Annotated in this window: 11 protein-coding genes; 10 read left to right on the top strand and 1 reads right to left on the bottom strand. The window is 37.3% G+C overall.

The features are described 5' to 3' along the window. The first annotated feature begins 34 nt into the window (after positions 1–34). The 5 genes from pcrA to NSQ89_RS00130 all read left to right on the top strand — a co-directional run bounded on the left by pcrA (position 35) and on the right by NSQ89_RS00130 (position 6,654). Positions 35–2,266: a DNA helicase PcrA gene (gene pcrA, locus NSQ89_RS00110; protein WP_061801320.1), complete on the top strand. Its 2,232-nt coding sequence runs from the start codon at positions 35–37 to the stop codon at positions 2,264–2,266. A 17-nt stretch (positions 2,267–2,283) separates the two neighbouring features. Next, a complete protein-coding gene (gene ligA / locus NSQ89_RS00115; protein ID WP_047944697.1) occupies positions 2,284–4,308 on the top strand; it encodes an NAD-dependent DNA ligase LigA in 2,025 nt (674 codons plus the stop codon). Beyond that, positions 4,305–5,420, top strand: coding sequence for a CamS family sex pheromone protein (locus NSQ89_RS00120; RefSeq protein ID WP_047944696.1), 1,116 nt, complete (start codon positions 4,305–4,307; stop codon positions 5,418–5,420). The genes ligA and NSQ89_RS00120 overlap by 4 nt, the downstream gene beginning before the upstream one ends. 167 nt (positions 5,421–5,587) lie before the next feature. Continuing rightward, the gene (locus NSQ89_RS00125; protein ID WP_047945002.1) at positions 5,588–6,046 is read left to right on the top strand and encodes a YueI family protein; all 459 of its coding nucleotides are present in this window, start codon (positions 5,588–5,590) and stop codon (positions 6,044–6,046) included. Between the two features lie 179 nt (positions 6,047–6,225). After that, complete coding sequence (locus NSQ89_RS00130) at positions 6,226–6,654, top strand: organic hydroperoxide resistance protein (RefSeq protein WP_047945001.1); 429 nt, start codon at positions 6,226–6,228, stop codon at positions 6,652–6,654. Between the two features lie 51 nt (positions 6,655–6,705). Here NSQ89_RS00130 and NSQ89_RS00135 read toward each other — a convergent pair whose 3' ends face one another. Further along, positions 6,706–7,155 (bottom strand): MarR family winged helix-turn-helix transcriptional regulator, encoded by a 450-nt coding sequence (locus NSQ89_RS00135; RefSeq protein ID WP_095259386.1) that lies wholly within the window; start codon positions 7,153–7,155, stop codon positions 6,706–6,708. A 159-nt stretch (positions 7,156–7,314) separates the two neighbouring features. On the opposite strand from NSQ89_RS00135, the gene NSQ89_RS00140 reads away from it, so the two are divergent. From NSQ89_RS00140 to NSQ89_RS00160, 5 genes are all read left to right on the top strand, one after another. Then, positions 7,315–8,145 carry a VanW family protein gene (locus tag NSQ89_RS00140; RefSeq protein WP_144580177.1) on the top strand — a complete coding sequence of 277 codons (831 nt, stop codon included), beginning with the start codon at positions 7,315–7,317 and terminating at the stop codon, positions 8,143–8,145. Positions 8,146–8,414: 269 nt separating this feature from the next. Further along, positions 8,415–8,705 carry an Asp-tRNA(Asn)/Glu-tRNA(Gln) amidotransferase subunit GatC gene (gene gatC, locus NSQ89_RS00145; protein ID WP_047944998.1) on the top strand — a complete coding sequence of 97 codons (291 nt, stop codon included), beginning with the start codon at positions 8,415–8,417 and terminating at the stop codon, positions 8,703–8,705. Between the two features lie 14 nt (positions 8,706–8,719). Next, on the top strand, positions 8,720–10,177 hold the full coding sequence (gatA, locus tag NSQ89_RS00150) for an Asp-tRNA(Asn)/Glu-tRNA(Gln) amidotransferase subunit GatA (RefSeq protein WP_144580179.1): 1,458 nt from the start codon (positions 8,720–8,722) through the stop codon (positions 10,175–10,177). 12 nt (positions 10,178–10,189) lie between these two features. Next, positions 10,190–11,617: an Asp-tRNA(Asn)/Glu-tRNA(Gln) amidotransferase subunit GatB gene (gatB, locus tag NSQ89_RS00155; RefSeq protein ID WP_047944996.1), complete on the top strand. Its 1,428-nt coding sequence runs from the start codon at positions 10,190–10,192 to the stop codon at positions 11,615–11,617. Positions 11,618–11,846: 229 nt separating this feature from the next. Further along, the gene (locus NSQ89_RS00160; RefSeq protein WP_341132054.1) at positions 11,847–12,119 is read left to right on the top strand and encodes a hypothetical protein; all 273 of its coding nucleotides are present in this window, start codon (positions 11,847–11,849) and stop codon (positions 12,117–12,119) included. The last annotated feature ends 37 nt before the right edge of the window (positions 12,120–12,156 follow it).

Raw genomic sequence — 12,156 nt, forward strand, 5'->3', positions numbered from 1 at the left:
AAAATAGAATATATGTTCTTATGGTGGTGAAAAGATGCAATTTTTAACAGATAAAATTTTAAATGGATTAAATCCTGAGCAAAAGGAAGCAGTAAAAGCAACAGATGGTCCTCTTTTAATAATGGCCGGGGCAGGAAGTGGTAAAACCCGAGTTTTAACACAAAGAATTGCTTATCTTATGGTGGAAAAGGGAGTCAATCCATACAATATCTTAGCAATTACGTTTACCAATAAAGCAGCGAAGGAAATGCGTCAGAGGATAGCAGCTGTTTTAGGCGGAGCAAGCGAAGAAATATGGATATCAACTTTTCACTCTATGTGTGTACGAATTTTAAGAAAAGATATTGATCGAATTGGATACAACCGTAATTTTACAATCTTGGATACAACTGATCAACAATCCGTTATTAAAGGTATTTTAAAAGACCGTAATATCGATCCGAAGAAATATGATCCCCGTGCTATTCTAGCAAGTATTAGTTCTTCCAAAAATGAACTTGTAACTCCAGAGGAATTTGCGAAGACTGCTGGCGACTACTTCTCACAAATAGTTAGTGATGTATATACAGAATATCAAAGACGTTTACGAAAGAACCAAGCATTAGATTTCGATGATCTAATTATGCAGACCATTAATTTATTTCAAAGAGTACCGGAAGTTTTGGAATACTATCAACGTAAATTTCAGTATATTCATGTGGATGAGTACCAGGATACGAATAGATCGCAATACATGCTAGTCAAGCTTCTAGCAAGTCGATTCCGCAATTTATGTGTAGTTGGTGATTCTGATCAGTCTATTTATGCATGGCGTGGTGCAGATATTTCAAATATCCTTTCTTTTGAAAAGGATTATCCAAATGCAAAAGTAGTAATGCTGGAACAAAACTATCGTTCCACCAAAAGAATTCTACAGGCTGCAAACCAGGTCATTGCTAATAACTCTAGTCGTAAAGATAAAAACTTATGGACAGAAAATGAAGATGGAAGCAAAATTTACTATTACCGAGCGGATAGCGAACAAGGGGAAGCACAATTTGTTATTGGAAAGATTCAAGAATTAAGAAGAGAAAGCTCTCTAAATTTATCAGATATAGCTATTCTGTATCGAACAAATGCACAATCTCGTGTCATGGAGGAAATGCTTCTTAAAGCCAATATTGAATATTCGATTGTTGGAGGTATAAAGTTCTATGATCGAAAGGAAATTAAGGATACGCTTGCTTATCTTCGCTTAATCGCTAATCCGGATGATGATATTAGTTTCCAACGGGTGATTAATGTTCCAAAACGTGGAATTGGCTCTAGTTCTGTTGATAAGATTGCCAATTTCGCAGCAATGCATGATATGTCTATGTATCAAGCATTAGAAGCTGTTGAATTAATTGGTTTAAGTCCAAAGATTACAAAAGCTGCCAGTGAATTCCGCGATTTGATTCAAAATTATACAAGAATGCAGGAATATTTATCTGTAACAGAACTTGTCGAAGAAGTTATTGATAAATCTGGTTATGTAGATATGCTAAAGGCAGAAAAGTCGATTGAGGCTCAAAGTAGATTAGAAAACATTGAAGAATTTATGTCCGTATCGAAGAACTTTGAGGAAGCTAATGATGATAAATCGTTAATTGCCTTTTTAACAGATTTAGCATTGGTTGCTGATATTGATAAGTTAGATGATGACGGAAATCAAGCGGATTCGGTTGTCTTAATGACCTTGCATTCTGCAAAAGGTTTGGAATTCCCGATTGTTTTCTTAATTGGTCTGGAAGAAGGTGTATTCCCTCATTCCCGTTCATTAATGGAAGAAACGGAAATGGAGGAAGAGCGTCGCCTTGCATATGTAGGCATTACGCGAGCTGAAAAGCAATTATATTTAACAAATGCACAGATGAGAACATTATTTGGACGTACCAATATGAATCCACCTTCTCGTTTTGTAAAAGAAATTCCAGAAGATTTACTAGAAGGATTAAATCCAGTTTCAAATAGGCAAAGAATGGCTTCTCCTCACAATAGTAGTCGAAGCTCTTATACACAACAACAGCCAACGAGAAAGGCTGTTATTCGTCCTGCGGCAGTTGCAACAGGTGGTGAAGGAATCGGATGGAGCATAGGCGATAAAGCGGTCCATGGAAAATGGGGCACTGGTACAGTTGTAAGTGTAAAAGGCGAAGGCGATTCGAAAGAATTAGATATTGCTTTTCCGAGCCCAGTAGGAATTAAACGATTATTGGCTAAATTTGCACCGATTCAAAAAGGATAAGGAAAGGAAAAGGATATATGGAACAAAACCTTGCAGAGAAGCGAGTAAAAGAGCTGCATAATTTATTAAATCAATATGGATATGAATATTATGTTCTGGATAATCCTTCTGTTCCTGATTCGGAATATGACGCATTATTAAATGAATTAATCCAGTTGGAGGAAAAATTCCCCAGCTTAAAAACTAATGATTCTCCATCCCAGAGAATCGGAGGAGAAGTATTGGATATGTTCTCAAAGGTTCAGCATCAAAAGCCGATGCTGAGCTTAGGGAACGCATTTAATGAAGCTGATTTACGTGATTTTGATCGGAAGGTTCGTGCAGTTATCGGTGATGACTTTTCATATGTTTGTGAATTAAAGATAGATGGGCTTGCTGTTTCTCTTCGATATGAGAATGGTTTATTTGAGCAAGGAGCCACACGAGGAGATGGGACCACTGGAGAGGATATTACAGCGAATCTCAAAACAATTCGCTCTATTCCGCTCCGATTAAATCAGGCGGTGAGTTTAGAAGTTCGCGGTGAAGCATTTATGCCGAAAAAGTCGTTTGAGGCACTGAATAAAGCGAAGGATGAAAATGGAGAAGAGCCATTTGCGAATCCACGGAATGCTGCAGCAGGCTCCTTACGCCAATTAGATCCTCGCATTGCGGCTTCTCGAAACTTGGATATTTTTCTCTATGCGATTGGAGATGCTGGACAGACTGGTATTCAATCCCATAGCGATGGCCTTGATTTATTAGACAGGCTTGGCTTTAAGACGAATAAAGAAAGAAAAAGATGTGCAACTATCGAGGATGTTTTACAATATATTGAAGGCTGGCAGGAAAAACGTCCTCACTTGCCATACGAAATAGATGGTATTGTGATAAAGGTAGACAATTTAGCACATCAAGAACAGCTTGGAACAACCGTAAAAAGTCCGAGATGGGCGATAGCGTATAAGTTTCCAGCTGAAGAAGTAATGACAAAGCTTCTAAGCATCGAACTAAATGTTGGGAGAACAGGTGTGATTACACCTACTGCAGTACTTGAACCAGTGAAGGTTGCGGGTACAACAGTTAAAAGAGCTTCCTTGCATAATGAGGACTTAATAAGAGAAAAAGATATTAAGCTTGGCGATATGGTTGTAATAAAAAAGGCTGGAGACATTATTCCAGAAGTAGTAAATGTTTTAGTAGAAAAAAGAACTGGTGAAGAAGCAGAATTTCTGATGCCAACTCATTGTCCTGAATGCGAGAGTGAACTTGTTCGTATCGAAGGGGAAGTGGCATTACGATGTATTAATCCAAAATGCCCAGCACAAATTAGGGAAGGCTTGATTCATTTTGTTTCTCGGAATGCAATGAATATAGACGGACTTGGTGAGCGAGTAATCAGCCAATTATTTTCCGAAAAACTAATCGAAGATGTGGCTGATTTATACACTTTACAATTCGACCAATTAATACAATTAGAAAGAATGGGCGAAAAATCTGTTCATAATTTATTAGAAGCAATTGAAGCATCAAAGCAAAACTCCCTTGAAAGGCTATTATTTGGTTTAGGAATTCGACATGTAGGAGCCAAGGCAGCCAAAACAATTGCGATGGAATTTAAAACAATGGACCAGCTTATGGAAGCTGCTAAAGAGGATTTAACAGCTATTAACGAAATTGGTGAAAAAATGGCTGATTCGATTGTTACTTTTTTCGAACAAGAAGAAGTAATCGAATTAATTACCGAGCTTAAAACGTATGGCGTTAATATGGAATATACCGGTCCATTACCAGTAGCAGTGGAAGAGACTGATTCAGCTTTTGCTGGCAAAACAATTGTATTAACAGGAAAGCTCGAGCAGCTTTCTCGTAATGAAGCAAAAGAACAAATTGAATTATTAGGTGGTAAAATAACAGGAAGTGTTTCAAAGAAAACAGATTTAGTAATTGCAGGGGAAGATGCAGGAAGCAAACTAACAAAAGCGGAACAGCTAGGCATTGAAGTTTGGGATGAGGAAAGACTTATGGAAGAATTGAAGAATAAAGGTGTGTTTAACGAATGAAGAAACACGTAATGATGGTGTTGGTACTAGTATTGGTTCTATCAGCTTGTGCACCAAACTTTAATAAAGAAGAAAAAGTAAAGACAGAGGATGTAGATAGTAATACGACGGAAACGGCTATTCTGCCGAACTATAAAATCTCTGATGATTATTATAAGGTAGTGGTCCCATTTAAGCCTTCAGAAGCAAGAGGATTAGTTGTAAATAATTTAAATACACGTTATGACATTGCTGAATTTGAAACAGGCCTAATGAGAATCGCACAAAATGCCTATGATCCTGAAGAATATTTTTTTCAAGAAGGTCAGTATTTAGATAAAGATACAATTTCCAACTGGCTAGGGAGAGAATCAGAAAAGAATCCTGATGGGCTAAACCCATCTGGCAAGGATAAGGGTAAAGTACCTGTTTATTTAGCTCATATACTGGAGCATGATTATTTGGTGAAAACGGATGATAAGAGCTTAAAGCTTGGTGGGATTTCCATTGGTTTAGCAATGAATTCTGTATACACCTATGAAGAAAATGGAGCGGCCAAAGAGCTTAAAATTGATCGAACAAAGCTTGAAAAAGAAGGAAAGAAAATTGCAGCAGAAGTAGTCAAAAGAATAAGAGGAGTAGAAGGCCTTGGGCAGGTTCCGATTATTATCTCTCTTTTTGAACAAAAGGAAAGCTCTTCAGTTGTACCTGGAAACTTCTTCGCTTACGCAAAGATAGCAGGAAATAGTAATAGTATTGGTGATTGGGAAAGTATTAATGAAAAATATGTATTATTCCCAAGCTCTGATACAAAATATAAATCAGAAGTAGATGCATTTTCTTATTTCAAGCAAGATATCGAGAAATATTTTCCTAACTTTAATGGTGTGGTCGGAAGAGCTTTCTATGTGAATGATAAAATGCAGAATTTAAGTATCGAGATTCCGATTCAATTTTATGGAGAAGCAGAAGCGCTTGGCTTCACACAATTTGTCGCAGGAAAGGTGATGGAGCATTTCCCTCCAAATAATTCTTCTTCTGTACAGGTTAGCATTACATCTGTTTATGGCCCAGAAGCATTAATTGTTCGTGATGTAGATGCAGAAGAGCCGTATATTCATATTTATCAATAATGATGGAGAGTGTTAAGCATCATGCTTCCCTTAAAAAAGTGGAATGAATGATGCTTGTCTCTCCTTTTTTGTATGATGACAAAAAAAGTTCAAAAAGGTACAAGGTTTTTTACTAGCAGGTTAGAGTATAGTATGGAAAGAGGAATCTATTTAAAGGAGTTGTGAGTATGTCATCAAACCCTAACTTAGATGAATATATGCAAAAGGGGATGTATGGGGCGAAGGAAACAAAGCCAGAAGAACGAAGAAAATTTCTCAGTACCCTAAGAGAAAGAGTGGTGATTGCATTAAAGCAATCACAAGTAATGGAACCAGCCCCCTATAAGGAAATATTAGATGCAATGAAACAGAATCCCGGTGCGAAGCTATATTTAAATGGTCATCTAGACTATTCGTACTTATCGAAGTATATCAAGGAAGCTAACGAAGCACATATGGAATACACGATTGTAACCAACAAAGAGGCAGACAGTGATATTGGTTTATTAATTGCTTATGATCATGCGATTAATAAAGAAGATATATATATCGGGGAGCAAAAAACGGATTTAGTTACAGGGAAATCTTCAAAAGCAGATCAGAAAAAGGGATTGCTTACGACGATTGGAAAATGGTTTAGCAAATAAGGGAATGGCCCAAAAAGAAAATCTTTTTGGGCTTTTTATTATGGATGGCATTACAGGCATGTTTACTTCTCTTGAAATAGGTAAATAAAAAAGAAAGAAAGTAAAAAATGGTTGTTTTTGTGCAATTATATTGTGTACAATATAATTGTAATGAAAATATATTATTGGAGGAATGAATCATGAGCGATACAATTCTTACAACGTCTGTTACAGCAACTGGAGGAAGAGAAGGAAGAGTAGAATCTGAAGATTATGTTATTCAATTTGATACAGCTATGCCAGGTACACAAAGAGCGAAGGAATTGGAAGACGCAACAAATCCAGAGCAATTATTTGCAGCAGGATATGCAGCATGTTTTGATGGTGCGCTACAATTAATGGCACAGAGAGAAAAAGTTAATTTTGAATCTGAAACAACAGCTAGTGTCAGCTTATTAAAGGATGAAACAGATCAAGGATTTAAACTAAGTGTTAAGTTATCTGTAAAAGGAACTGGAATTGAAAAGACAGTATTAGAGAATTTAGTACACAAAGCTCATAATTTCTGCCCGTACTCAAAAGCAACAAGAGGTAATATCGAGGTACAATTAGAAGTTGTTACAGCTTAATGTTTTTGTAAAAGAGAGAAGAAGGAAGTTGAAATTCCTCCTTCTCTCTTTTTATATTTCCTTATGTTGTTTCGTTAAATTTTCCAAAAGCAATTGAAGGGATTGCTTTAAATCATTGATTTCCTTGCTCGATTTTCCGAAAAGTTTTAGGATCTCTGTTGGAATACACTCAGCTTTTTGTTGTAAAGAAGCACCTTTTTCCGTTAATGTAATTAGTACTGAGCGTTCATCTTCAAGGGAACGTTTGCGTTCTAGCAGCTGTTGCTGTTCCATTCTTTTTAGCATCGGTGTTAATGTACCCGAATCAAGATATAAATGATGTCCCATTTCCTTTACACTAAGGCTTTTATGCTCCCAAAGTAGTAAAAGTACTAAGTACTGTGGATACGTTACATCGAGTTCTTCCAACAATGGTTTATATTTTTTCGTCAATTCACGAGAACTTGCATATAAAAGAAAACAAAGTTGATTTTCTAATTTTAATGCATCTAATTCATTCATTTTTGGTCACCTAGCTTTTTAGTCTTCTTCTAAATATAAACTATTGTAGCGGATTTTGCTTCCTTTTCCTATCTATTTGCAGAGAATAGCCTGAAAAAGAAGGAGTTTATAAGTAATTAGCGAAATAAAACAGAAAAAGGGAAAAAATGGAGAGTGTACATGGATATCACAGCGTTAAGACCAAAAAAAAGATCAGCCTTTCGTCTTTATGTCGGAAAGAAATATTATACAACCAAAAGATATGTTCAATGGATACTAGCAAGAAAACGATATGCGAAGAAAAAACAGACCGCTTTATTACCCCATTCTTATTTTACCCATAAAACAATGCTTTTAAGAGAACTAAAAGATGTAGATATGAAGCTGCAATATAATAAAATTGTTAATTTAAAAATCGCTGTTTCCAAAATAAATCAGATTGTACTTGAACCAGGAGAAACCTTTTCCTATTGGAGAACAATTGGACGGCCTACATATAAAAAAGGTTACGTTGATGGTATGGTTCTTTTTGCAGGAAGTTATCGGACGGGCGTTGGCGGGGGACTATGTCAGTTGTCTAATCTTATTTATTGGATGACCTTGCATACGCCGTTAACCGTAGTGGAAAGACATCGGCATAGTTATGATGTTTTTCCAGATTCTAACAGGACGCAGCCGTTCGGAAGTGGGGCAACCTGTTCCTACAATTATTTAGACCTGCAAATCAAGAATGAAACAGATACCCCTTTTCAACTATGCCTGAAAGTGACGGACTCTCATTTGATAGGAGAATGGAGAGGAGCATCGCCTAGTTTATACAATTATGATGTATATGAAAAGGCACATCAGATTACCCCCGCTTATTTCGGAGGTTATATCCGCCATAACCAAATTTACCGAAAAAAGTATAACAGGAGAGGAGTATTATTGGAAGAAGAGTATATTACAGAAAACCATGCATTAATGATGTATGAGCCACTCCTTACCTCTGATGAGGAAAATACTTCATAAAAAAGAAGAGAAAACCACTCTTCTTTTTTTGTATCTAAAGGAAGGGACAATCATCTTAGACAAGATGGTATAATAAGAGAAATGGTACTGTTTAAATGTAAAGATGGAATAGCTAATGGAAATTCAATTATGGTAGTGGAAAGACATTATTTTTTGTAGAAATCGCCTTCTGACAAGATATATTCCTTCTTTCGGTTGCTTTCCTATTGATTTGTTTGCTATTATCAGATTATTGTGTTGTACGTATAATGATGGAGGTGACATACATAATGTCAAGAATAACAAAGGAAGAAGTAAAACATGTTGCCAATCTTGCTAGACTTGAAATAACAGAAGAGGAAGCAGAGCTTTTTCAAAAGCAATTAGATGCTATTATTTCTTTTGCAGAAGAACTAAATGAGCTAGACACAGAGGGAATCGAGCCAACTTCCCACGTTTTAGATATGAAAAATGTGTTGCGTGAAGATGTACCAACAAAAGGTCTGCCTGTGGAGGAAGTTTTACGTAACGCACCAGATCATCAAGATGGGCAAATTAAAGTTCCATCTATTATGGAGTAAGGAGGGGAAACTACATGAGTCTTTTTGATCAAAAAATGACAGATTTACAAGAACTATTACATAAAAAAGAGATATCTGTATCAGATTTAGTGAAGGAATCGTATAGTCGCATAAAAGATGTAGATGAGAAAGTACAAGCATTTTTAACATTAGATGAAGAAAATGCTTTATCCAAAGCTAGTGAATTAGATAGTAAATTAGTGAACGGGGAATATTCGGGCAGCTTATTTGGAATGCCAATTGGTATCAAAGATAATATTGTTACGAAGAATTTAAGAACAACCTGTTCAAGCAGAATCTTAGAAAATTTCCAGCCGATTTATAATGCTACTGTGATCGACAAGCTGCAAGCAGCAGGAGCAATAACAATTGGAAAGCTTAATATGGATGAATTTGCTATGGGTTCTTCAACCGAGAATTCCTATTATCAAAAGACGAAAAACCCTTGGAATCTTGAGACTGTTCCTGGTGGATCATCAGGTGGATCGGCAGCATCTGTAGCAGCTGGTGAGGTATTATTTTCTCTTGGATCAGATACTGGTGGTTCTATTCGTCAACCAGCAGCATTTTGCGGAGTGGTCGGCTTAAAACCTACATATGGAAGAATTTCTCGTTTTGGCTTAGTAGCATTTGCCTCCTCATTGGATCAAATCGGCCCAATTACACGTACGGTAGAAGATAATGCTTTCTTACTTAATGCTATTTCTGGAGTAGATCCAATGGATTCTACGTCGGCAAATGTAGAGGTTCCTGATTTTACAAAGGGGCTTACTGGTGATATTAAGGGCATGAAAATAGCTGTGCCGAAAGAGTACCTGGCAGAGGGTGTCAGCGAAGTTGTGCGCCAATCAGTTCTAGATGCTTTGAAAGTATTGGAAAAATTAGGGGCAACATGGGAAGAAGTATCCCTGCCACATAGTAAATATGCCTTGGCAACTTACTATTTACTATCTTCTTCAGAAGCATCAGCAAACCTATCTCGTTTTGATGGAGTTCGCTATGGATATCGTACAGATAATGCGGAAACATTAATCGATCTATATAAGCGTTCTCGTGCTGAAGGGTTTGGAGATGAAGTGAAGCGTAGAATTATGCTTGGTACTTTTGCTTTAAGCTCTGGCTACTATGACGCTTATTACAAAAAAGCACAAAAGGTACGTACTCTTATTAAAAAAGACTTTGAAGATGTTTTTGAAAAATATGATGTAATTGTTGGTCCAACTACACCGACTCCTGCCTTTAAATTGGGAGAAAAGGTAGATGATCCTTTAACAATGTATGCAAATGATATTTTAACGATTCCAGTGAACCTTGCTGGAGTTCCAGGTATTTCTGTTCCTTGTGGATTCTCTAACGGTTTACCGCTTGGTTTACAAATTATCGGAAAACACTTTGATGAAGCATCTGTTTATAAAGTAGCGTATGCGTTTGAACAGGCTACAGACTATCATAAACAAAAACCAACGCTGTAAGGGGTGAAAAAAATGGAATTTGAAACAGTCATTGGGCTAGAGGTCCATGTAGAGTTAAAAACACAATCAAAAATATTTTCCGCAAGTCCTAACCATTTTGGCGCTGCACCAAATACAAACACAACAGTAGTAGATTTAGGATATCCGGGTGTACTGCCTGTTTTAAATAAAAAGGCTGTAGAATATGGCATGAAAGCTTCTATGGCATTAAATTGTGAAATAGCTACAGAAACGAAATTTGACCGTAAAAACTATTTTTATCCCGACAATCCGAAAGCTTACCAAATCTCTCAATTTGATAAGCCTATTGGTGAACATGGATGGATTGAAATTGAAGTCGATGGCTATAAAAAAAGAATTGGCATTACTCGGGTTCATTTAGAAGAGGATGCTGGAAAATTGAATCATGAAAAAGGATATTCGTTAGTGGACTTCAACCGTCAAGGAACGCCATTAATTGAAATCGTTTCTGAGCCAGATATTCGTACACCAAATGAAGCATACGCATATTTAGAAAAATTGAAATCCATCATTCAATACACTGGTGTATCTGACTGTAAAATGGAAGAAGGTTCTTTGCGCTGTGATGCCAACATTTCCATTCGTCCAGTAGGACAAGCGGAATTTGGAACAAAGACAGAGCTGAAAAACTTAAACTCCTTTAACTTTGTCCGCAAAGGATTAGAATACGAAGAGCAACGTCAAAGAGAAGTTGTTTCTTCCGGTGGTGTTATTAATCAGGAAACACGCCGCTTTGATGAAGCAACAAGTACGACATTGTTAATGCGTGTAAAAGAAGGTTCCGATGATTATCGCTACTTCCCTGAGCCGGATTTACCAGGTTTATATATTGATGAAGACTGGAAGGCAAGAATCCGTGCGGAAATTCCAGAGTTGCCAGATGCAAGACAGAAGCGCTATATGGAAGAATGGGGCTTACCTGAGTACGATGCAAAAGTATTAACTGTTACGAAGGAAATGGCTGACTTCTTTGAAGGTACTGTGGCAAATGGAGCCGAGCCAAAGTTAGCTTCTAACTGGGTAATGGGCGATGTCTCTGCTTATTTAAATGCCGAACAAAAGGAGCTGGCTGAAGTAAAGCTTACTCCAGAAAACCTTGCCGGCATGATTAAGCTGATTGGAAATGGGACAATCTCCAGTAAGATTGCGAAACAAGTTTTTAAAGAGCTGATTGAAAACGGCGGCGATGCAGAGGCCATTGTGAAAGAGAAGGGGCTAGTGCAAATCTCCGACGAAGGTGCATTGCTGAAAATTATTGGTGAAGTGTTAGATAATAATCCTCAATCCATTGAAGACTTTAAAAACGGAAAACAAAAAGCAATAGGTTTCCTTGTTGGGCAATTAATGAAAGCAACAAAAGGGCAAGCAAATCCACAAATGGTCAACAAGTTATTAGTTCAGGAAATGAATAAAAGATAATAATTAGATTTATCTTTCTAGCTGTCAGCAAATGTTCTTTGTTGGCAGCTTTTTTATGGAGAAGGGAGGATAGTATGACAAAAATCGCTTTATAAAGGTGGGATTAAGTAGATTTCTATAATAGCTGATGTTAAATGGCAGCTGAGTGAGGAGGGAATCAGCCAAAGCGAGGAGGGAATCAGCCAAAGCGAGGAGGGAATCAGCCAAAGCGAGGAGGGAATCAGCCAAAGTGAGTGGGGAATCAGCCAAAGCGAGTGGAGAATCAGCCAAAGCGAGGAGGAAATCAGCCAAAGTGAGTGGGGAATCAGCCAAAGCGAGTGGAGAATCAGCCAAAGTGAGTGGGGAATCAGCCAAAGTGAGGAGGAAATCAGCCAAACCACCTCATCCCAGCAAGCACTCCCCACCACCAAAAAACTACAAAATAATGGAGCTGCTCTCCAAAGAGCAACTCCCTTATTTGATTGCCAATCATTCGACAGTATTTCCCAGGAAAAGTTCATAATCAACAATTTTTTAAAAAAGCTTGTCCGAAGAAGGGG

Origin of the sequence: Niallia sp. FSL R7-0648, from assembly GCF_038007005.1 — a bacterium.
GTDB lineage: Bacteria > Bacillota > Bacilli > Bacillales > Cytobacillaceae > Niallia > Niallia circulans.